Origin of the sequence: Ralstonia chuxiongensis, assembly GCF_024158925.1 — a bacterium.
Classification (GTDB): Bacteria; Pseudomonadota; Gammaproteobacteria; order Burkholderiales; family Burkholderiaceae; genus Ralstonia; species Ralstonia chuxiongensis.
The window spans coordinates 1-22,480 of the sequence record NZ_JAMYWC010000015.1 but is presented as its reverse complement, the minus strand read 5'-3'; the positions used below and the strand labels follow the sequence as shown (position 1 = coordinate 22,480).

The following is a 22,480-nucleotide window of genomic DNA, read 5'->3' as shown; positions in this document are numbered from 1 at the left end:
CAACATGCCCACCGTGATCACCTCTGTATCCCCTGCTCAAAGATTGAGCAGGACATTCAATCACGTGGGTCAAATTTCGATGCAAATCACCCCGCCAAGTGGGTCAATTCTGCTCGCGCGTTAACAGATTTGATAAAACGACTGCATCCATATTCTGCGCTGTTCGCACAAGAACACTGCTTTGCCTTGTCCGTACACAGTATCTTGGACCCCACGGAGATACTGGCCTCCTTCGATTGCTTCGATTGACCACTCCGGCCGTTTCCGCCCATTGTTTACAACGTTGAAGCCAGTTAGCTCGCTCTTCGTCAAAATTCGGATGCCTTCTTTTCCTTGAGACGCCATCAGACCAAACAGGCCCTGATCGACTTCCATGTCTCGGATATAATTTCCGATCGACGCAGAGATCACCTGCGCGGCGTCCAAGTCGCCTTCGGTCGGTCCGGACGGACTGGAGAAGCGGTGCACGCCAAATTGCGAGCCATCCATCGCGTAACGGTACTCTCCACCGAGAAATGCCAGTGAACAGGCGCTGAAGCAGCCCCCAGGAACTGGCTTCACCCCTGGCTTACCGGCAAACTTGTGCTCGTTGTCGACCGCAAGGCTCCCTATATGCGTGTTCGCACCCGCTTTCCGGAGGAGGCGGCCCATCTGCATGCCAGCGACAAGACTGCCCCCGGGGGAATCGAGATATACGTCGGCGCCATCATTCCCAACCTGCTTGAGCGCTTGTGCGACGCGTGCCGGTGCTCCCGCGTCTATCTCACCGCTCAGTACCACGTTCCAAGCCGAAATTTGGTTCAGCAATTTGTACCAATCAGGTCGTTCGACACGGACAGACATCGTGCCAGCACTTGCAGTAGCAGAGAACGCGAGAAGAGTGCTTACGAGAGCGATCTTTCTCATGGCTTGTTGGATTCTTGAAATGAGTATCGCCCGTTCCTTTATGGACGCCCCAAGCTTTCCTCTGCCGACTCGTTCGGAGTTTTCCTGTGCCGCCGAGGTCGTCGATCTTTCCTATACGAGAGAGAATCGACGAGCGCTCCTTTCCATCATAAACCGGCCTGATTGGCCACGTCCTCGGAAAATTCCGATAGAACGCCGCTCTCCAGTCCTTTGGTCGCATGGCAGATCCGACGCATGCCATTTGTGAGATGGTGCGTTCCGTCTGTCACGCAATTACGACGCGCGCGCTCTACCAGCTTGCACGCTTGAACAAACCGAGTTGATCGACCCGGAATAGTCGGGCCGGCCGCTGATTGCCCAATTGGTAGTCGTCTGTCGCAATGAGCACACCTGCCTCATCAACCGCTTCGCCAGGTTGCACGTCGCCAACCTTGATCCCCAGCCGGGAACGGAATGTCGCTCGAGTCACCGTTTCACCGAACACCGCCTCGTAGGTATGCTGCAGTTGCGTCAGCGTAAACTTCTCGGGAAGCAACCAGCATGGCAGCGTCGAATAGCTCGACTTGTTGCGAACCCGCTCTACAGCGGCGCGAATCTGGTCTGAGTGGTCAAAAGCCAGAACGGGAAGGCGGTCCGCCGGGTAGAACTGGAACACTCGAGACTCATCACCAACCAGGTCATCCAACGGTACCAGTGCAACGTAGCTGATCGCTACCGACCACCCGCGTGGATCTCGGGTGGGACCAGCAAACGTCTGAAGCTGCTCGATATAGCGCGGTTCCAGCCTTGTCTTTTCGCGCAACATGCGACGCACCGCTTCCTCGAGTGAGCTGTCCTCGTCGGTATGGATGTAACCGCCCGGCAACGCTAGCACCCCGCGGTAGGGTTCATTGTTACGCTCGTGCAGCGCCACCATCAGCCCTCCTTCTGACAGTGTCAGCAGTACGACATCGACGCTCACGTCCGGCTTCTTGTAACCCGTTTTCATGCCGATCTCCTTGGCTCAGTCGACGTGAAAAAATTTTAGCAAACATAGTTGTATAAATCCACTATGTAGGGATATACTCCACCCCAAGTTAGTCGGATATACCAACTATGTGGAGGGAGTGATGTTGAACGTGACCGCTGTGACAGTGACCCAGCGCTATCCCGAGTCGCCGTGGAAAGCCCGCAATCCAGTGGAAGTGAAGGTCCTGAAGTTCCCGGGCGGCGAGATGCATGTCACGCTCCAAACGGGGGTGCCGGCCCACGAACTCGAAATCAAGGCGCATCTGTCAAATGCCGATGCCATCATGGCCCTGCTGATGGCCACCGACGCGCTGCGCCGGGCATATCCGGATACGCCGATCGCTCTACACCTCCCCTATGTGCCATACGCGCGCCAAGATCGGGTGGCCAATCCAGGCGAGGCGCTCAGCGCCAAGGTGTTCTGCGATCTGATCAACGCTCAGAACTATCGTCGCGTCGTCATCGAGGACCCACACAGTGATGTCACGTCTGCCCTGCTCAACCGTGTCGTGATCGATGACCCGTTGCCGGCACTGAGTCGCGTTGTCGAATCCATTCGCAGCAAGAACAGCAGTCTGGCGCTGGTCGCTCCTGACGCTGGCGCTCGCAAGCGCGTCTTGAAGTTGGCCTCGCAACTTGATCTGCCTGTCGTGTTTGCGGACAAGGTCCGCGACACCCACACGGGCGCCATTACGGGCACCGAGATTCAAGACAAGCTGCCCGACTCCGCGCTGTTGGTTGTCGACGACATCTGCGATGGCGGCCGCACCTTCACTGAACTTGCGCAGGCACTGGATGCAAAGCAGGCGGACCGTACCGCGCGCAACCCACTGTACCTCTACGTCACGCACGGCATCTTCAGTAAAGGCCTCGACGCATTGCTGGAAAGCTATGCAGGCGTTTTCACCCGCAACAACTGGATCGGCGACACGCGCGCCATCCAGGTCTGATCCAATACGAGCCCTCGCCCACCGGAGAACAACCATGAACGGACTGATTCCCTTCAATCTCGCCGACTTCTACAAGACCGGTCACCCCTCGATGTATCCTGCGGCCACGACCAAGCTCGTCGCGAATTTCACCCCGCGCTCGGCAAAGTACGCGCCAGTCCTTGAGCAGTTCTTCGACAACAAGGTGGTCTGGTTCGGCCTTCAGGGCTTCATCAAGGAGTTCTTCCTCGGGGTGTTCCAGCGCGAGTTCTTCGATGCGCCCAAGGCCGCGGCGGTTCACAAGTACAAGCGCCGTATGGACACCGCGCTCGGCCAGGACGCGGTACCGGTCGACCGCCTTGAGGCGCTGCACGACCTCGGTTACCTGCCGCTGGAACTGCGCGCCCTGCCGGAGGGCGTGCGCGTGAACATCAAGGTACCGCCGGTGCTCTTCGTCAACACGCATGCCGCGTTCCCGTGGGTCTCGACCTACTTCGAGACGCTGTTCAGCACCGAGATATGGAAGCCGTCGACGGTGGCTACCATTGCATTCGAATTCCGCAAGCTGCTGACCTACTTCGCCAGGCTGACCGGCGCACCGGAGGAGTTCGTCGACTGGCAAGGCCACGACTTCTCGATGCGTGGGATGAGCGGCGTGCACGACGCGATGCGCTGCGGCGTCGGCCACCTGCTCTCTTTCACCGGCACTGATACGATCCCAGCGATCGACTATGCCGAGGACTACTACGGTGCCGACGCGGACAAGGAGTTGGTAGGAGGTTCGATCCCGGCGTCCGAGCACAGCGTCATGACGCTGCGCATCTTGGCGACGCTCAAGCGCCTGCAGCGCGACCCGGCGAATGCTGGACTGGACGAGAAGGCACTGCGCCGGCTGGCCGAACTCGAGATCATCCGCGAGTTCGTCACACAGGACTACCCCGCCGGCATGGTCTCCCTGGTGAGCGATTCGTTCGACTACTGGAATGTCATCACGGTCATCGCGAAGGAACTGAAGGCCGAGATCCTGGCCCGCAAACCGAATGCGCTTGGCCAGAGCCGCGTTGTGTTTCGCCCGGATTCCGGCGATCCGGTGCGCATCCTGGCTGGCTACCGTGACAGCGAACTCATGCGCGGCAGCGACGGTGTGTTCCAGAAGATCGATGGCAAGTACATCGTGGCGGCTACCGGTTTGCACATCACGGAAGCCGAGCGCAAGGGCTCTGTCGAGTGCCTCTGGGACATCTACGGCGGTGCGCTGACAAACAAGGGCTACAAGACGCTCAACGACAAGGTCGGCTTGATTTACGGTGACTCGATCTCCCTGAAGCGCGCCTGGGACATCCTGAGCCGACTTGCCGAGAAGGGGTTCGCATCGAGCAACGTGGTTTTCGGCATCGGCTCGTACACCTACAACATGCTCTCGCGCGATACGTTCGGTTGGGCCATGAAGGCGATCTATGCCGAAGTCGACGACGAACAGGTCGACATCTACAAAGATCCAGCCACAGACGACGGCACGAAGAAGTCGGCTCGGGGTCTGCTGCGCGTCGAGAAAGAGGGCGACAACTACGTCTTGTACGAGCAGCAGACTCTCGACCAGTTCTCCAGCGGCGAGATGACTCCCGTCTTTCGGGATGGGAAGTTGCTGGTGACGACAACGCTTGCTGAGATTCGCGAGCGCCTCAAGGCCTCGTGGAACTGCACGGAACAGGCTGACCTAGCGGCGTAATAGGTATTGGGGGATGCCTTCGGGGTGGGCGCCGGCTTACCCATACAGGGAAACCCAATCGGTTTACGCGGTTGGCATCAACTGCGTAAACCTTCTACGCGACGCCAAGAAAGCGAGCTTCCTCAATACACTTTTTCTAGGGGCGTCGCTTCGTCCCACAGCCGCTGCCACTCACGCGTGTATTCGGCAGCGATAGGCGGCACGTTCCAGAGTAGCAACACGTTCTCAGCGTTCCGGTCAGCGGCGGCCGCTGAATAGTTGAAGCTGCCAAGTTCGACGTGCTTGCCATCTATCACCATGAATTTGTGGTGGTGGATGGCGTACAGCCCGTTCAGACGTACAGCCACGCCTTGGTTGGCCAAGAACGTGGTGGCCGTGTAGCCCTTCCCATTGGACCCCTTGTCAGCAACCACCTGCACGTCCACGCCACGCCTCTGTGCATCAAGCAGGGCCAAAGCAATCGGTTTCGACGTGAACCCGTAAGCGGCCACACGAATACTGGATTTGGCCGACTCAATACCCCTCAGGACCGTCGCAAGACTTCCCCGCTTAGGAGAAAAACCCACTTCGAACTGCGCCCCGGGCGGGAGAGCTTGTGCAGCGATCGCTGCAGGAGCCAGCAGGGTGAGCACAAGTGCTAGGCCGAGTATGCGCATGGTCTGATCTCGATTATCTGAAGGGACCGGGATCATAGCCATGCCCGCCACCAGCGAGCATACGCTGACACTATTTTTTGCCGGCGAGCATACGCCGCGAAAACAGGATTACCGAACCCCATCGACTTCGCAGCTGCCCGGCATTCCGTGACGAACCGGTGACAGTGCTCAAGCGGTCCCGCGCCTGGCCGTATCGATCAAGAACCGCATCAAGGCGCGCAGCATAGCTCCCACTGCAGGGAACGCCGCCTGTACGTTTGGCGGTTAATCGCGGACCTGTGCAGGGCTTGTCCGCTCCCCAGCCTCCTTGAGCGTGACCCATAGTCCTGATCCACTTTCCTGTTTCATTGTCAGCTCAGGGTACGCGCGGATCAGGTCTGACAGTGCGGCGTACCCGAAGGCCTTGGAGGAGAAACTGGGATCTGTCCGCTTCAGATATTGGCCAATTGCGCCAAGACCAACCCAGCCATCGGGTGTTTCGTTTCCGAGTAGCGCCACCGCACTGATGACCGCCTTGGGCCGCTTCTTTGGTGCGCGTTTCTTTGTCGTATCTGCGGATTTCGGCTTTCCATTCGGTGCGGACTCGTCCGACACATCCGCCGGTTGCCACTCGAAGAAATGGTCGCTCGCGTTGCGCAGTGCGTCAGGTGTTTTCGCCTCGCCGACAATACTGACAGTAGCACCGCGTTCACGCAGCTTGCGGCAAAGGTAGGCAAAATCTGAGTCGCTGGTGACCAAGCAAAAGGTGTCCGCCCTTGCATCGAACATGGCTTCCAAAGCGTCAAGAGCCAAGGCGAGGTCGGAAGTATTCTTCCCGGGAGCGTACTGGAACTGCAGGCACGGTGTAAAAGCCAGGCGGACCAATGCTTCCTGCCATTTGTTCGCAAGGGTATGGTGGTTCCCGTATCCGCGCCGGATAACCAGGCGCCCGAACTGGGCCACGGCGCGCAGTGCGTATTCGAGAATCTCGGGCGTCGTGTTATCACAATCCACCAGGACGGCTACGCGCCCTTCTGCCGCTGGCTGCTGTTCCACCACTACGGGCTCCTTAAGTGTTTTACCTCGCCGCAGCCCAAATCGAAAGCGATCCGGCATCTGCCTTGGCTTCCGGCTTCTAGTTGATTTCGTGTCGCCTTGCGTCGACTTCAAACGGGGCATCGTGGTAGCCAAACCTTGCGACCTGCTCCAGGTACGAGGGCAGGAAATTGGCAATCGAGCCGGCTTCCTCGTACTGATGAACATGTCTCAGCTCATGTGTCATCAGCCGACGAGTATTGTGTCCTTGCACGATGAAAATCGCGTGGCCAAGCGTTAGTCCGACCATACCCGGTCCCAGAAGGCCTGTGTTGAGCGCAATTGCCCGCAACGTGGGGTCGTCTGGCAATGGCAAACTCGGCACGATTGCAACCCGAACCCTTTCGGGGTTCGCTACGCCGACCGCGCGCGCGTCAGTAATGCCCGGTTCCGATAAGCCGACGCCGACTGAGAGCACAACCTGTGATTGCGCTTCCGCCCATGCGATCGCTGCCGGCAGAACAGTGGGGAGTACCTTCGCCAGATCATTCATATGCCACTCCTTTCGTCTTTCGCTTCTATCCACCATCCAATGCGCTTTGACCTGCCACCGCTCCGATCGACTCTCTTGGCGGGTTGCTTTTCCCCTACATGCTGCGTTGAGCGCGCCGTTTCCGCACTGAATGGACCGCGACTGCGACTACCGCACTGACGACAAAGGCCAAGAATCCCGATAGGCGACTGACGCCGCCATGATGAGAGCATGCACCAGAGCGTCCACCTGCGCCGGAATGCCAACCATCATTGCAAATGGCGGCGCCCGCTAACATCGAGCAAATGAGCCAAGCCGCCACAAAGGCCGCAAGCGTTGGCCAAAGGGACACCTTATTCCCTGCTCGAACCTCATAGCCGGATCTCGCGCCGCTTGGAACGCCCGATGGGGATGTGCCTGCCACGGGATCAAGTGCATGTGCAGATCTTGCACGTCGCCGTTTTTTCGATCCCTTTCGCGCTGGCCGTCCCCCAGTCCGCGCCTGTGACTTCTCCGCTTTCTTCCGCGATGCTCGCCAGCGATGCCCACAATTGCGGCACTCCCGATCGTGCCCGGTGCCGTCGACCACGCAGCCACCCAAGACAATTTCTCCACGGGAGGCCAATTCAAAATGCTCTTCGGTTGGAAAGCCGCGCAAAAGTGGAACTCCATCCCGCTTCCCGCACTGGGGACAATCGGTTGGCGTGGTCGGTTTGCTGTTGGGCTTCGTATGTGGTGCTTCACTCATTGCATTGCCTTGAATGACTGCTGTGTCGTGGGCATTCGATTGCAGTCAAGTTTGCCGACACTAAAACGGCACGTCGTCTGAATCCGACGAAGACGGGGGCGCCATTAGCGCTTCATGTAAGTATTCGAGCCGCCCAAGCAATTCATCGAACGTCAGCACCGTAACGTCCTTGAGCACATGCCTATACCCGTCGAACGCCTCCCTCTCCGATTTGGAAGTCGGTAGCGTGCCGACTAGCACCACGGCTTGCGGAGAATAGACCTCTGCACCCTCCAGCGTTCCGTCGTCTTCAATTTTCAGATTGCCCCATCCTGTGGTCAGACGTCTTCGCTGGCCGAGTACTTGCGTGATAGCACCTGTCAGTTCGGTGGATGGCCCCGGCTGGTCGGGGCGATACGGTGTGAGCAGCCGCGTACCCGGAGCCTTGATCTCGATGAGCGCGACGTTACCGGTGCCTTGGCCACGCATTAAAAAATCGGAGTGTCGGCCGCCCTGACCGCTTACACGTTTGCCATGCACATACGGTGTTTCCTGAACGAAGACCGTTGGGACGGCAAACGCCATTGAGAGAATGAATGTGTTTGCCTCGAAGAAGCTCTGCCACTTTGTCTCGCCGTGGTTTTGGCCGAGCTTCTCCTTAAACTTTGCGATCATCTCTTGCAATGTCGCGGTCTCAATCTTTGCAGCGAGCTCGTACAACGTCTCTGGCGCCTCTCTTGCAATGGCCGGTGCGTTGTCGGCCAACATGTTCACCATGCCGCGCTGAGCCGACTTTGGAATGGCGGTGCGTACGCGCCCCACCTTGACCATCTCGAACACGGCTTCTGGACTGGCACGCTTCATCTTGTGGGGGAACCGGCCCGGTTCGACAGCGCTCAGCAGTTCATTGTGGGCCAAGAGCATGCGGTCCACGCGGGCCTGCCTCTGATATCGACTGGATATCGCGCGCATGCTTTTCACGAGCCGCTTGATGTGTTGCTCGCTGAGCATGTACACCCCGTCGTGGTATGTCGGGTCAGCATTGCCGCCACCGATCGCGACGAAGACCCGCGTGGCCAAGCTGCCGATTGCAGTCGCAATAAATCGATCCTGACTTGAAAAGCCAAGCCCATTCAACGGATTGCGCTCCAACCATTCTGGCAAACGGTCAAGCAGCGCCTCAACGTCGTCCCGATTCGACGGTTTCTCATATGGTCCAGTCCGAAGCTCGGCTACGGAGATCAGTTCCAGCCCTGGGTATTTTGGCTCATAGCCCCCATCATCAGTCGGCTTAAATGGATAGATATCCAACCGATCTGGGCACACACGCAAGATGAGGGCCTTATTTACGGCCTCGGTTCGCGCCCCACGTGGGGGACGGAGGTAGTAGTAGACCTCGGTTCTGCCCTCCCCCAAATCCACGCACTCGTACGCGATGCGCTCCGTGAGCGCATCCCTCACCGCAAGCGACTGTTGAACTGACTTCGCCATGAACCTTCCTGTTACGAAGAAAGACTCGCCACCACTCAGGGTTGGGGGCTCCAGACGAACAACGATAGCCGACTACGATTGTCGGAGGGCCCAATTTCACTAGATGCAGGGCTCCGGACTTACAACCCTTTGGGTCTACGGACTTGCGTGTGACCCGCTATAATCCGAGTCTCGGCTATTTGTCCGAGAAGGAGGTGTCGTGCTTAAGATGGTGCTCGGCCCCGCCTCGTAGTTGCCGCCGTGGAAATCGGCGAAGTCACCCCTACGCCCCAAGTAACCCATATTGGCGACGCCCGAGGCTTGGGCTCATCCAAATTGCAGTCATGGGCGTACCCAAGAGGACCGCAAAAGCGGTCCTCTTTTCTTTCTAGTTTGTGGGATTACCCTGGGACAAGGGTGCGCACCCTGCGCACCAATCCAGCTCTTCAATCGGAGGACGAATCGCGGCAAACCGGTAGCCCGGTTCGTCAACATCCTCCCAAATCATGTCGCCATCGGTCACTCGAACCCTGTTCGGCTCGCCTTCTTTGCCCGCGATGCGGCACATCCCCGTGAATTTCGGCATTCGTCTTCCTTTTACGTGGTCTCAACGCACTGACATTCAGGCTCAGACGCGCGCTCTTTTCCATTATGAACCGTCCTGCTTGGTGGTAACTTCGGAAAATCCCCCGATCTGTCTTTGGGAGGTTTCATCTCAACCCGATCGCTCGTGCCGTTGGGTCGCCCACCGCTGCCGCTGTGGGCAAGTGTGGGTAGCCTCGTGGGTAACCTGTGGGCAGGCGCAGCCTGTCCATCGGGTTGTCCATCAGGCTATCCACACGGGCCGCGCCAGCGGCTGTCCATAGCCGGATGCACTGCCGCGCCCGCGATTCGCATCGCTGCTGCCACCCTGCCCTATTGCGCCAGCAACTTGGCAATCTCGCGCTGGCGCCGGCGCGCGCCGGCCTTGTTGTAGATCGCCGTGGTCGCCGGCGAGGCGTGGCCCAGATAGCTCTGCACCACGTCGACCGGCACGTCCGCTTCGGCCGAGGCTGTGCCAAACGCATGGCGGTACGCGTGCGGATGCAGGTGGCCGGACTGGGCGACCAGCTCCGGATGGGCCTCCTCCAGGTACGCCTTGAACGTTTCGGCCGCCCGCTCCACCAGCTTGCGCAAGCCGCGATCGCTATACCCCACCCGGCCGGCGGCGACTTTCGCGCGCACACGCGGCAAGGTATCGGCCAGTGCCGGCACCAGCAGTGACCCCTCCCCCGCGTGCTCGACGCCGCGGTCGCGCCAGTGCAGGGTCAGCGCCTCGTAGGCGCGGCGGCTGACCGGCACCCAACGGACCTTGTTGCGCTTGCCGACGACGCGCACTTCGCCCCACAACGGGCCGTCTCCGCCCGTTGCCCGGAGTCCGGCGCGCTCGGCTGCCGCCGCCTCGAAGATCCGCATGCCCGAGTCGCGCAACAGCAGCACCGCCGCACGGATGGTGCGCCAGCGCGCATCGTCGGCCGCCTGCTGCGCCAGCCAGGGCACCAAGACTTGCCAGATCGGCTCCGGCACCGCGCGCTCGGGGTCGATCGCAGGTTCGGCCACGCGCAGCGCCGGCACGCCCTCCCACGGATTCGAGTCCAGGTAGTGCCGCCCGACCAGCCACGCACACAGCGCGTCCAACACCTGCTCGGCATAGGCGCGGCTGCGCGACGACAACGCGCCCTGGAACGGCCGCCAGCCCGGCAGGTGGCGCGCCACCGGCGGCCCGTTCCACCGTGGCCCGCGCGCCGGCGTGGCCAGGAAGCCGCGATAGGCCAGGCAGTCATCGGTCAGCAGATCCGAGAAGGCCTTGCCGCGCTCCAGGATGGCCCAAGCGAGGAAGCGTTCGGCCTCCTTGCGATACGCGCGCCAGGTGTGACTGCCCGCCGGCCACAACGATAGCCAGGTCTGGATCGCCGCGTAGTCGTTCGTCGCGGTGATGCGGCAGCGGCGCGGCTCACCCCGATTGACTCCGGCGCTGCCATCGAACTGAGCCGGCAAGCGGATCGCCTCGAGCGGCACCGCGCGCGGTGCGGCGGGCGTCAGCGGTGGCGCGAGCAACGGCGCCGGCAGTGCCGCCCCCGTGACATGCGCACCCAACCGCCCCAGGGTCGCTTCGGACGCGACCAGGGTGCGCACCACGGTCGCGGCGGCATGGCGCCCCACGCGCGGCACGCGGCGCCACCAGCTGGCCCCGAGGTCGTTGGCCAAGGTCACGAGTTCACCCAAGGTGCGCACCCCGGCGTTGGCCAGGCGGCGCGCCAGCGGCGCGGCGAACCACAGCTGCACACCGTGCTTGGGCGATGGCGCGGGCGAGCCCAGACGTTCGAGGTCGCGCAGCCCGGGCAGCAGTGCATCGACGGCCGCGGCACCGTGGGCGCCAGAGGCCAGCAGCTTGGCCAACGGTTCCCGGCCATGGCGCAGGGCGATCTGCGCGAGTTCGGTGCGGATCGCCCGCAACGCCCGCTGCGCCTCGCCATCGGTCCATTCGGCATCCGGGTCGGCCGACAGCCAACGGCTGGCCACCGCCGCCGGGCGCACCCCCTGCAGCCACGCGCGCAGCGCGGCAAATTGGGCGCGGGTGGGAACTGCCGCCGCCGGGGAGGTTTTCATGCGGGGCCCAGCCAGTCCGGGCGCTGCTCGCGGGGGCGGCGATCGAGCGGCCCACGGCCCGCGTCGCGCCAGACAAAGCGGTGGATGGCTAGCAGGTCGCACGCTAGGTCGGCCGAATCCTGCGCGGACAAGGTCAACTCGACCGGCGCGGCGCGCGTGACGCCATCGTCGATGGTGAGCAGCAAGGTCACATCGCGATAGCCGGGCGCGTTGCCATACGAGCGGTAGGACGCTGGGAACCGCGCGGCAGCCCCGACCGGGGGGTCTGGCGGCGGCGTCTTGTCCAGACCCCAGGCGGCAATCATGCGCAGCCAGCGGGCCTCGCCGTCCGGCACGTAGCGGTGCACTGGCACGCTCGGGTGATTGTCCAGCCGCAGCACCGCCAGGCAGTGCTCAAACAGGTCCGCATCGAGCGCGCGCAGCGCGGTCAGGTCGAACGGGTACGTGGTGCCGTCGTAGAGGCTGGCGAGGAAGCGCGCGACGACCCCGGACTGGCCGCGGTCTCCCTCGGCCACGTCGAGCAGCGCCATCAGCGAGTCCAGTCCGGCGTCGCGGTCCTGGGCGCGGATCTCGGCCGCACGCTGGCCAGGCGTGGTCTGCTCACGCGCCTGCGCAAAGAATTCGTCGGTGGCCTGCAGGAAGGCGTCCACCAAATGCTTGGGCACCTTCACCGTGATCTCTTGCATGGCCGGGCGCGGTGGAATGGTCATGGTCGTTCCTTACAAGTCGTCTGGTGGTACGCCCACGGGCGCCAATCCGGGCGCGCGCCTCATGGCGAAGGGGCCAGCGCCTGGCTGGCCGGCACCGGTGCAGCCTCCTGCGGGGGATTCGCCGCCAGGAGCGCCGACACATAACCGCGGCACGCCGCGCGCAGGCGATCGATGTCGCCGGCCTGGGCCAACCGGGCATGCCACTGGAGGATGAGGACCCGGGCCCGCACCCGCAGCAGGTGCGAACACATGAGGTCCGTCCAGTGGTCGGCGCGGCCGTCGATCACGGTGTCGACCCGGGTCGCCACCGTGGTTCCATAGTCCTGGTCGTCATCGTGTTCGTTGGCAATCAGCAGGGACGGCGCGAAGGAGGTCGCCCCGAGGCGGTGGCCGGCCGCCGCCTCGACCGCCGGACGCTGAGCGGCGAATTGCTGGTTGGCGGTGTCGGCAACGTCGTCGTAGTGGCGCTGGTGTTGCGCCACGCTGCGCATATAGGCGGTGTAGCCCGCAAACTGCGCGGCGCTGATGTCCTGCGCGGCCATGTCCCGGGCGGTCTTGATGATGAGGAACCCGGAGCGGCTGTCCTCAGGCCGCACCTGGAACGCCAGCAACTGGGCCTGGGGTTCGATCACTGCCGCCCCCATGGCGGCCCCCCGGGGTTCGTCCGTGACATCGCGCAGGCCTTCGGCCTCGGGCAGGACGATGCGCGTCTGCCCGAGGGTGACCACGCGCCCTGCTAACGGCTCAGCATGCGCGGCGCCCATCCCGAGCAACGTGCTGACCATCCCCACCGCCAACGACCGCCGCAGAAGTCCGCGCTGCCGTATGCGCAGCCCCGTCGGCAGAAGGTGCCACCGGGGCTCCACCGCCGGCATCCTGATGGTGGGCATCATGGCCGCGCTCCCGACAACGGTGGCACCGGCTTCGGCTCAAAACACAGGGTCAGGTCCGACTGCAGACGCTGGAGGTAGGCGGTCACTCGGTACGGTCCGCGCTCCTGCACGGTAAAGAACAGGTTGCGGCCCGATGGAGGCAGCGCACGCTGCGCCTCAATGGCCTGGCGCCGCAACTCTGCCACCAGCTGGCCGTGCCACACCACCACGTCGAGGATGGGGTCGAGCGTGCGGGCGCCGAAGGCGTTGGCGATCACGGCGAGTGCCTGGCGTGCGTCGGCGGCGCTCTGTGCGCTCGTGTCGGGCGAGATCAGCGTGAGACTGAAGCGCGCAGGCTGGGCCTCGCTGCCCTCCGCGGTCACCCACAGGTGTGGCGACAGCGTGACCGTAGTGAGCTGGCCCAGCGTGTCACTCGGTTCGGTCTCGCGGCGCTGCTCGGGACGGCCGTCCAGGAGTTCGGGCAGGCTCACGCCAAGCACGCTGCCCGCGCGGGGCGCGGTGGTCTCGTTGAGCCCGGGCAGGCTCTCGGTCGTGACGCAGGCGGCCGTGCCGGGGCTGGACCAGAGACACAGCGCCGCCGCGACACCAAGCAGGGGCGCACGCAGGCCGGGCTTCGCCAGTTCGCGCACCTGCGCAAAAAGCGCCCCGGTTGTCTGCAGGCAGGCCTCCACCAGGTGCTTGGGCACCTTTACCGTGATCGCTTGCATGGCCGTGCGCGGCGGAATGGTCATCGGGGTGTCCTCACGTGGTCAGGGTCAGACAGCACTTGCCGCCGGCGGCGACGCCAGGTCGCCGATCAGGGACTCCAGAACCTCGTTCACGTCGGGCTGCCGCAGGGCCGCACCCAGTTCCGCGTAGCTGTCGCGGCTGTCCGCGCCGAACATCGGTTCGCCTTGGAACGTGCGGGCCGCCTGCAGCGCCGCGTCGACGCTCGGCTGGCGCGCCAGCTGAGCGGTCACCGTCAGCACGGCGTCCTCCTCGTGCGGCCACAGCCGGCGCCCCAGGTGCGGCGCGAGCGCGCGGCGGATCTGCGCGGCCGCCCGCGACACGCGATCGATGTGCGGCAAGGCCGTGGCGATGGCGTCCGCCATGCCGGGTTCGAGCGCCAGCACAAAACCCTCGCGAAACGCGGGCGCGCCGGAACGCGCGGCGGTGGCGCGCAGGCAGCGTAGCTCGGTGCCGTCGCCGGCGGGCACCAGCGCGATGTCGGTCAGCGCAAAGACGTGCTCGGTGTCATAGGTCAAGTCGATGCCATGGTCCTCGCCGTCGACGGGCAGCGCGTGCACGCTGACCGCGACGCTGGGGTCGCCGTCGTGCTGCCATTCGCTCGCCGGGTGCAGGCGCACCGCATAGCGCGCGCCCTCGATGCGGGTGCCGGCCAGCTCGTGGCGGGTGGTGATGTTGGTCATGGAGTCTCCACGGAAATGAAGTGCGGGACGGTCCCGTAAATCGCGCGCACCGCCCTACCCTGCGCAACGTGCTTTTCTTGTCACATGGATTTCGAAAAAGCGGCTTTTTCCGGCACAAATGCTGGTGCCGATAATAGCATTTATCGGCACTGCCACGAGGCGAAGAAAAAGCCGCACGCGGCGGCTTCTGGACCTTATTTCAGCGGTTCCGGCATTCCGGCCAGCCGACTCAAGCGTTCGTTGTCGGCCGAACTGTGGGTGCCTTTGGTCAGGTCATGCCACATCAGATAGGCACCGACGGCGCGTTCCTGGTACACGGCGCCAACACCGCCGCCCACCGACGCAGCTGCTAGGTTCTCAATCCGTTTTGCGGCAGCCGCTGTCACCTGGGCATAGGACAATGTCGGCTGGTGGAGCGCCGCCTCGGCCCGCTCGGCGTCGATCTCCGCTTGGGTGCGCGGATTGATGCGAATCTCTTGCTGAAACGACATGTACGCTCCTCTGTCCCGCAGGACGTTGTGTGTCGAGCGTATGTGAAGCCGAGCGCGGCTGCTTCAAGTGCCGACCTGTTATGAAATTGAAAAGCCGTCCGAAGGCGGCCTTTCCTGCGCGTTACTGCGTGCGCTCCCGCCAGAACTTGCGCAGCTCCAGCAGGAAGAGACCGATCGTGGCCAACTGGTAAGCCATCGTCAGGACAAGGTTCGGAGAGGGTTCCATGTAAGGCCTTCTGGGCTGTTGAACATGCAACCAGTGTTCTGTCACGACTTCGTGCGGTCCACCGATTGCAGGCATTCTCTGGGCCTTCCTACACCGATTCCACCTGCGCGATTTCCGTTCCGGCTCAGCCTTGGCGCGCGATCCAGTCGCGCATATAGGCCAGGACTTGCTCGGCGCCGGACTCGGTCTCCAGCAGCTCGATCGGCCGGCGGCCACCCAGGTGATCTGACGGGGCGTCAAGCCACTGGAAGGCCTTGGAACGGCTGCCGCGCACCTTAATCGCCAAGTCCAACGCTTCCAGGAACAAGGTGGGATGCGGATACCAGGAATCGGGCTTGACGGTGGGCGTTTTGCCACCTGGCACCACGCGCGGCAATTGCGCGGCGGCCAGCTCGGCATCGGTCAGATGGCGCCGCACCCAATGAGCGTACTTGGCCAGGTCGGCATTTGGCCGACGCTCGCTGTCCTGCGTGGGAATCACCAGGCCGACCGTCACCGGTGTGTGTTCACGGATCATGCGCAGCGCCGGCACCAAGTCGGTATCGTTGGAGGCGATCACGACATGGTCGACCTGCCCCGTCATCGCATCGTGGTAGGCGTGCAGCGCCAGGTTGACGTCGGTCTGCTTTTCCTCGAGGCGCCAGATCGGCACCCGCTCGCACGCATTGGGCGGACGATTTGGATGATCGGGATCGATGCGCAGGGCACGGGCCTTGGTCAGGGAGTAATACCCCTCAATAATGCGGATGCGGCCGTCGTGGAGCTTGCGCAGCGCGGTGTGGTAACGCGCCTGGCAAGACACCGAATCATGCGACTTGGCGGCGCTTTCGATGATGGTGGCAGTGAAGAATTGCAGCGCTTCCGGGAGCAGTTCGCTGTGTGCACGTTGCCCGTCGCGTTCAATCAGCGCCGAGGGCAGCACGTGATCCTGGAAGAGCTTGTAGAGGTCGAGCCACTTGTGGTGCGTTCCCTTCAGACAGCCATAGTAGAAGTTGTAGCCGTCGACGTAGACGCGCGTGCGCAGACTGCGCAACTGCCCTGCCCCCTCCTGCATTGAAGCGCCTCCAGAAACGAAAAAACCGGCTTGCGCCGGCTTTTTCTCCCCCGCACCAGATGGACATGCCACGCCGGTTTCGAGGGTTAGTTGTTGACCGACATGTTATGCAAAATTCTTACACAGGTCAATGCTTTCTAAGGTGATGTTCAAGGCAGCAGGAAACTACCAGATAGCCACCATACTAAATGCAGCAGTGTCCCACCTGGGACACCTTCCTGTTCCTGGCAGCAACCACCCCTAGATCAGCACTGATGCGTGTCGCGGGGGCGATTAGACGCTCGCCGCCCTGACCTCCCCTGCTTCACCTGAGGTTTCCGCCTCGCCAAGTCGGTTGATCGCATTCAGGTGGGCCCGCAATGTGACGCTCTGCGCGGCGTCGGCAATCAGGTCCCCCGGCTGCGTCGCGGTGTATGACCGCAGTGCCTGCAGGCACGTGAGCGCCGCTTGCAGGACGGTCTCGCTCACGGTGCCGCCGGGGATCTCGGCGCCGGTGAGACGCAGCGCTTCAGCGTCCGGACAGCGGGGATCGCGCCCACGCACCATGGCAAAGACCTCCGCATACGGGCGCAGCGCCGCCGGGACATCATAGGCCTTGCGCTGGGTGACGGACACGTAGATCCCCGCGCCCTCCTCGGTCGCATGCTATTCACCGTCGCGTGCGATGTGTTCGAGAATGTCCTGCAGCGGCGCAAAAGCCCGTTCGAGCTTCCACGGTTTGTGAGCAACCGCATTTTCGCAGCGGCGGTCTTGGGCCGATACGGCTTGCGTGGCGAATGGCTGCGGGCCATGCATGGCTTCCTAGTTGAGGCTCAGGGCGGCGAGCGGACTGAGCCGCCCGAAGGCACGTTCGACCTCGGCGGTGGCCAAGCGCAAGTCGCCGCTGCGCAAGCGCGCGATCCACGGTTCGGTTTCCGTCAGCGGCCCGGTCGCACTGTAGCCGGCTTGGACGACCTCGACGAAGCGCGCCTGAGCGTCAATCACGTAGAGTTTGGTCTGCGCTCGGTTGGTCAGCGTGGTGCCGGCGAAGCGTTGGCGGAAGAGCTTGGCGCGCTGTTTGACCCGTTGGGCCTCGGCGGCGTCTTGTTGGCGTTGGCGCTCGTTGGCAGCGGGCACCGCAAAATCGGTCGGGCCGCAGGCGAGGGCGGACAGGTAGGCGAACAGCTTGCCGCCCTTGAGATCGCGCAGGTAAGTTGCCACCACCGTGACGATGTCGGACAGGCGCTTGCCGTGCTGTTTGGCTTGGCCCATCAACTTGAAAATGCCCGCACGCGATAACCCCTGACCGGTGAGCCAGGCGAGGTCCTTGGGCAGGGCGCCGACCAGGGCGCTGCGTTGATTCTTTGAGATAGTGGGTTCAGTTAACGTATGGCGGTCTGACATTTTGTCGTGCGGTGGCGTGTGGATAACGTCGTCATTGGTGTCGATGAGGCCGACGAGCTCACATGCTTTACGGGTCAGGCGAAGTCGCGCGACGGCAAAGCGACCGCTGCGGCTTTTGCGCTCCTGGGGAAGAACTTCGATGAGTTCGAGTTGGCGGAGCGTCGCAAGATGCCGATAGACCGTGCGCTCATCCGCGCCAATGCGCTCCGCAATCACGTCTTTATGGGCAAAGATCGGTGCGAAGGGCTCGTTTTGTGGAACGAAGCGGCACAGTTCCGCCAACGTTGACCTGACTGAGCGGGGGAGGCCCGTGAGGTGCTTTGCCGCGTCATAAGCACGCAAGATGCGGTTTGGCAGATTGCGACGCTTTTGGGGCGAGAGTTGGGGAAGGGGCGACGAGGTGGTTCGAGCCCGTTTTTCTGTTTCACGAGGGTAAGTGACATCCTCGCCTGCAACCAAGTGTTGCGCGATAGACATAGCCAAGCTTCCATTTGAAAAAATGGTCTGACATCGCTTGACGCTGTTGACCTATCCGCTACACTCCGAGATGTCGATGCTCTTCCGGTTCCAGCCGGTGGGGTGTAGCGGGCGAGGTTCCAGCCAAGCCCAATCTGCAAAAGCCTTCGGTTCCAGCCGAAGGCTTTTGTCTTTCTAGGACGCTCTTAGTGCATGCTGTGATTCCTGGAAAAGAACCTTTTCGGGGTTCGTAATACCAAGTCCTTGATTTTTAAGGAAATTAGCTTTTTTTGTCCGTGGCGAACTGACTTGCGCGGTGTTCAAGGAGCGCCTTCAGTTCCTCTTGCACCGCCTTCGCCTCATCTTCAGTGCTGAACTCGAGGCGCAGCACGTTACGCGCCGCTCTGAGGTCGCAATAGACCGAGCGTCCGGCACGGATCTTAAAGCCCGTCGCCTTCGGAGCAGACTTTGCCGACTGCAACTCTCGGCTAGCCAGCTTCACGGCTTGTGCTTGGTCCACCTCACCTTTGGCGAGCTTCTCCACCGCTTCGACAACCTTATCCGCCCGTCCTTTGCGTGCCAGCGCCGATAGCTCAGCGCCGGCATTTGCGCCAAGCAACGTGGGATCTTGATCGAGCAAATCGAGAACCGCTTTGGGCAAATGTTCGAATGCCATCAGTGCAGAAACAACTGACGGCGGCGTGCCGGCCTGTTCCGCCATGCGAGCCTGCGTAATGCCCGGATACCGCTTCTGAATATCCCGGAATCCGAGATACTTCTCATAGTCGGTCAGGTCCGATTGCAGCAAGTTGGCGTAAAAGGCACCAAGCGAAGCCTCGTCTTCTGTGACGTCCTCCAGAACGCATCGAATGTCATTGCGTCCCAATTCTCTATAAGCATCAGAGCGGTGGTGCCCAGACACAATTTCGAACCCGCCTTCAACGCGCGGTCTCACAACGACAGGGTGGATAAGCTTGTTATGTCGGAGGTTCTCGCGCAGCTCAAGATACTTGTCGGCCGGCATGTGGCGTCGGCGGCCAGGTACTTCATGTAAATCCGTGAGTGGGATATCGACGGCGCTGCCAGCCTTCCTTGCGCTCTCAAGCTCCGCGGTCAATTCAGCGATACGCTGCTCTGCAGAGTTGATCCTATTCTGTGCATCCATGAGCCGGCCAGGCGACGTTCGCGCCTCCGAAACGGCGGGCGCGCCAACCGGTCGAGGTTTCACCTCAACGTTAGCGGTCTTCGCTAACAGCTTGTCTCCAATGCCCATTTAAACTCCTTCCTGGGACCAGGCTCGAACGAACTGCGCATCTAAGTGGTCTGCGAGTCGATCAAGCGGATCTTTGTATCGATGGTACGCAGCCACGCTGCCATCCGGCTTCGAGAGGTCATAGACCGTAGACAGCTGTGCCGACGCGCCTTTAGGAACAGTCGACTCCGGAATTTCAAACGGAAGAACGCGGTCCCCGTACGCCTTCTGAAGCCACCCCTTGACCACCCGCGAGACGTCATCGCTTTTGGATTTGGTAAGCACGACGTTCACAAAATCAAAGCGCTTGGAATCCGCTACCCCGGGGAGCTTCTTTGCAATGTCTGAAAACAAATGCCAAAACTGCGTCGAACTGGCAAAGTCCAAGCCCTCAGGAGGGCAGGGGAGGAGAATCGCGTCGGAAGCCAACAATGCGTTGATCGTGAGATAACTCAGCGCAGGCGGCGTATCGATAATTACGACATCGTATGAGCCCAGAAGCGGCTGCAGGCCGCGATTCATGATGTCCCAAAATGCGAACGTGCTGTCCCTTAGCACCTTTGCCGGGATTTCAAACTCAGCGTCAAACAGGGAGGACGACGCCGGAATCAGGTCGAGATTGTGCCAATACGTCGTTTGAACGGCATATCCGAGGTCAACCTCGTCACCATAGATGAGGGGCAACAGGGTCTGTTCGTCGGTGATCTCCGCGTCCGGTGCCCATCCGCATAGTTGGGTTGTGGTACCTTGCGGATCGCAATCCACGACGAGAACTTTGCGCCCAAGGAGGGTCAGCGCTTGCGCTGCAGAAACCGCGGTGGTCGTCTTTGCGACACCGCCCTTGAAGTTCGCAACTGTCAATACCCGCCCGCGCGCATGCGCCGGGCGCCGCATGCGCGTTGAGGTGTTGAGTACCCAAGCAATCGTTTCCTCAAGCGTAAATTCCTTGCTACGACCGCTCCCCCGAGATTTACCAGCCGGAAGGTCGCCCTTCGTTGTAAGGTATTGGAAACGCTGCTTGTCGAGCCCGCATAGCGAAGCAACCTGTGCACTCGTGAACGTTGGAGCGTGCTTCCGAGGATAAGGCTCGAGCATCGCGTCCCGGATCTGACTAAGAATGTCCGTCGCTTGAGCAGCGACCCCTAATAGGGTATCGATCGACACAGACTGATCGACCTCGGGCAGTCGAGCACTGATCAATGCGTTCGTGTTCACGGTTTGGTCCTGGTATCTGGAAAATTCTTCGGTTTTCGCGAAAAACCGCGCTGACCGAAGAATACGGGGGCTTCTCGTTAACTTCAAGTAAACTCTGAAGTGTCCGTGCCTGCCGTCGCGGCCTCGCAGCACGGCTGGGCTCCACCGCTCGGCCGCAAAGGGCGCAGGGCCTGTCTGTCCCCGACTGGAATTTCGATGTGGTTCCATGTCGAAGCCCGCTCCGCAGTTCGATCAGTTACAGGAAAGAATGAGCGGCCAAGAATCAGCGCGATTCAATGTCGAGCACGCGGTCCAACATAGCGGCAGCCACGGGACCCGCCTTCAGTTTCCATTCTGCGACGGCTGGCGCAGCTGCCGCGCGTAATACGTCGCGGATCTCGGACGGCGGTATATCGACAACGGCTACCTGGTGTTCCTGCATGCGGCGTTTGTTCTCAACTAGACGCGTTTGCAGACGCCCCCATTGGTGGCGCTCCGTCATTTTTGCCGCCTCGTCGACTGCAAGACGCAGTTCTGGCGTAAGTGCTTCATATGCTTTGGTGCTCACCGTGGCGAATGACAGAGGCACCGCATAGTTGATCGCGGTGAAATTAGGAAGCAAGGTCCAGAGCTTCCGGCCCGCGCCGCCATCGCTAGATGAAAGTGCGGCAGTGATCGTGCCGTTCTCCAAGCGTGGGAACACATCCGAGATAGAAAGACTCTCGGCCTTCGCGCCCGCGGACTGCATGACCTGTTGCGAAGTCTTGTCGTAGGTGCGAATGTCCAAACCTCTTAGGGCTTCGACGGTCTGCACTGGCGTTCGGGACCAGAGGCCAGTCGACGGCCATGGCGTCAAGTAAAGCAGGTGCTGGTCCTGGAACTCAAATGCTCGCGCATAAAACGGGCGGGCCAGATCCGCAAGATGGCGGGCGTCGTCAATGGTGGTCGCGACAAAAGGGAGCATGCACAATTCAAAAACCGGATCAATGCCGCTCAGCGCAGCACCGAAGGTGTCGCCAGCGTCAAGTTGGCCATCGCGCACGGCAGCGGGGATGTTGGCCGACTTGATGCCTGCAGATCCATCAAAAGACGGGACGATCACGACTGCGCCCGCCGTGCGCATCTGGTGACGTCGAATAATTGAGGTGACGTTGCTGAGCGATTGTGACGACATGCGGGGAAAACGCATATAAATCAATCGCTTATCTCGTCTTCACAACTATTCGAAGTGATTATTAGATGGCGCGACTGTGCCCATCAGGCCTGTTGGAGCGAGATGGCTGGGCTGCCCAGTGAGGCTGGGGGAAAAAAAGGAGCGCCGCGTAGGCGCTCGCTTGAGTTATCTGCAGTTCCCAGGCAGAACGCCCGGTTCGGCGCCCAACTTCGGTTCCAGGATGATGTTGCCTTCCCTATCGGACCACCAACTGGGGTACGTCACCAGGGCATCCTTTTCTGTGCCGCAGGAAAAATACTCCCGCATTTTGCAATAGAACTCGTAGAACTCGTCGTCACTGCGAGACCGGATGTCCGGGTCCCATGCGTCAAAGTCGGCGACCAGCTTGGCGCAGACTACGGGACCAAACGTCATCCCTCTCAGGAGGTAGCGGAGGAGTTCCCAGAATGGGCCGCGCCCGTCGGTTTCCGGGTACTTCTGCTTGTCCACGATGTTGGCGCGCAGCTAAATTTGACCCACGGTTTTCATCTAAATTTGACCCACCCCGAGACAGCGTAAAGCGTTACTGCGGTGTGGATAACTCTTCGTTTTCTGCCTCCTTTGATCCCTTTCGACGGG

General features: G+C 61.5%; 21 protein-coding genes. 2 read left to right on the top strand and 19 right to left on the bottom strand.

Annotated elements, in window-relative coordinates; translation table 11 throughout:
• Positions 1-120 precede the first annotated feature (120 nt).
• Together NKG59_RS26225 and NKG59_RS26220 are read right to left on the bottom strand one after the other, a co-directional pair.
• Entirely contained in the window at positions 121-906 is a 786-nt protein-coding gene (locus tag NKG59_RS26225; RefSeq protein ID WP_253543174.1) for a COG3904 family protein, read from the bottom strand.
• Between the two features lie 289 nt (positions 907-1,195).
• A complete protein-coding gene (locus NKG59_RS26220; protein ID WP_253543172.1) occupies positions 1,196-1,894 on the bottom strand; it encodes an NUDIX hydrolase in 699 nt (232 codons plus the stop codon).
• Positions 1,895-2,015: 121 nt separating this feature from the next.
• Between NKG59_RS26220 and prs the strand changes: the two genes are divergently transcribed.
• The gene (prs, locus tag NKG59_RS26215) at positions 2,016-2,864 is read left to right on the top strand and encodes a ribose-phosphate diphosphokinase (protein WP_253543170.1); all 849 of its coding nucleotides are present in this window, start codon (positions 2,016-2,018) and stop codon (positions 2,862-2,864) included.
• 34 nt (positions 2,865-2,898) lie between these two features.
• Entirely contained in the window at positions 2,899-4,572 is a 1,674-nt protein-coding gene (locus NKG59_RS26210) for a nicotinate phosphoribosyltransferase (RefSeq protein WP_253543169.1), read from the top strand.
• A 122-nt stretch (positions 4,573-4,694) separates the two neighbouring features.
• On the opposite strand, the gene NKG59_RS26205 is transcribed toward NKG59_RS26210, so the two are convergent.
• The 17 genes from NKG59_RS26205 to NKG59_RS26125 all read right to left on the bottom strand — a co-directional run bounded on the left by NKG59_RS26205 (position 4,695) and on the right by NKG59_RS26125 (position 22,351).
• Entirely contained in the window at positions 4,695-5,270 is a 576-nt protein-coding gene (locus NKG59_RS26205) for a phospholipase D family nuclease (RefSeq protein ID WP_253543167.1), read from the bottom strand.
• Positions 5,271-5,492: 222 nt separating this feature from the next.
• Positions 5,493-6,266 (bottom strand): NYN domain-containing protein, encoded by a 774-nt coding sequence (locus NKG59_RS26200; RefSeq protein WP_253543165.1) that lies wholly within the window; start codon positions 6,264-6,266, stop codon positions 5,493-5,495.
• A 76-nt stretch (positions 6,267-6,342) separates the two neighbouring features.
• A complete protein-coding gene (locus NKG59_RS26195; protein WP_253543163.1) occupies positions 6,343-6,795 on the bottom strand; it encodes a hypothetical protein in 453 nt (150 codons plus the stop codon).
• Positions 6,796-7,582: 787 nt separating this feature from the next.
• Complete coding sequence (locus NKG59_RS26190; RefSeq protein WP_253543161.1) at positions 7,583-8,992, bottom strand: Shedu immune nuclease family protein; 1,410 nt, start codon at positions 8,990-8,992, stop codon at positions 7,583-7,585.
• An 894-nt stretch (positions 8,993-9,886) separates the two neighbouring features.
• Positions 9,887-11,620 carry a tyrosine-type recombinase/integrase gene (locus NKG59_RS26185; protein WP_253543159.1) on the bottom strand — a complete coding sequence of 578 codons (1,734 nt, stop codon included), beginning with the start codon at positions 11,618-11,620 and terminating at the stop codon, positions 9,887-9,889.
• Complete coding sequence (locus NKG59_RS26180) at positions 11,617-12,330, bottom strand: DUF7673 family protein (protein WP_253543157.1); 714 nt, start codon at positions 12,328-12,330, stop codon at positions 11,617-11,619. Before NKG59_RS26180 ends, NKG59_RS26185 begins: the two co-directional genes overlap by 4 nt.
• A 59-nt stretch (positions 12,331-12,389) precedes the next feature.
• A complete protein-coding gene (locus NKG59_RS26175) occupies positions 12,390-13,223 on the bottom strand; it encodes a hypothetical protein (RefSeq protein WP_253543156.1) in 834 nt (277 codons plus the stop codon).
• Positions 13,220-13,954, bottom strand: a complete 735-nt coding sequence (locus NKG59_RS26170) for a hypothetical protein (protein ID WP_253543153.1) — start codon at positions 13,952-13,954, stop codon at positions 13,220-13,222. The genes NKG59_RS26175 and NKG59_RS26170 overlap by 4 nt, the downstream gene beginning before the upstream one ends.
• Before the next feature lie 24 nt (positions 13,955-13,978).
• Positions 13,979-14,632 (bottom strand): hypothetical protein, encoded by a 654-nt coding sequence (locus tag NKG59_RS26165; protein ID WP_253543146.1) that lies wholly within the window; start codon positions 14,630-14,632, stop codon positions 13,979-13,981.
• 194 nt (positions 14,633-14,826) lie between these two features.
• The gene (locus tag NKG59_RS26160) at positions 14,827-15,123 is read right to left on the bottom strand and encodes a hypothetical protein (RefSeq protein ID WP_253543144.1); all 297 of its coding nucleotides are present in this window, start codon (positions 15,121-15,123) and stop codon (positions 14,827-14,829) included.
• Between the two features lie 350 nt (positions 15,124-15,473).
• Positions 15,474-16,403 (bottom strand): antitoxin Xre/MbcA/ParS toxin-binding domain-containing protein, encoded by a 930-nt coding sequence (locus NKG59_RS26155; protein ID WP_253543137.1) that lies wholly within the window; start codon positions 16,401-16,403, stop codon positions 15,474-15,476.
• Positions 16,404-16,676: 273 nt separating this feature from the next.
• Positions 16,677-17,018, bottom strand: coding sequence for a hypothetical protein (locus NKG59_RS26150; RefSeq protein ID WP_253543135.1), 342 nt, complete (start codon positions 17,016-17,018; stop codon positions 16,677-16,679).
• Between the two features lie 186 nt (positions 17,019-17,204).
• Positions 17,205-18,263, bottom strand: coding sequence for a helix-turn-helix domain-containing protein (locus NKG59_RS26145; RefSeq protein ID WP_253543133.1), 1,059 nt, complete (start codon positions 18,261-18,263; stop codon positions 17,205-17,207).
• A 259-nt stretch (positions 18,264-18,522) separates the two neighbouring features.
• The gene (locus NKG59_RS26140; protein WP_253543131.1) at positions 18,523-19,515 is read right to left on the bottom strand and encodes a ParB/RepB/Spo0J family partition protein; all 993 of its coding nucleotides are present in this window, start codon (positions 19,513-19,515) and stop codon (positions 18,523-18,525) included.
• Positions 19,516-20,694, bottom strand: a complete 1,179-nt coding sequence (locus NKG59_RS26135) for a ParA family protein (RefSeq protein ID WP_301288272.1) — start codon at positions 20,692-20,694, stop codon at positions 19,516-19,518.
• 277 nt (positions 20,695-20,971) lie between these two features.
• On the bottom strand, positions 20,972-21,862 hold the full coding sequence (locus NKG59_RS26130; protein WP_315862615.1) for a TRAP transporter substrate-binding protein: 891 nt from the start codon (positions 21,860-21,862) through the stop codon (positions 20,972-20,974).
• Positions 21,863-22,027: 165 nt separating this feature from the next.
• Positions 22,028-22,351, bottom strand: coding sequence for a hypothetical protein (locus NKG59_RS26125; RefSeq protein ID WP_253543128.1), 324 nt, complete (start codon positions 22,349-22,351; stop codon positions 22,028-22,030).
• Positions 22,352-22,480: the final 129 nt, after the last annotated feature.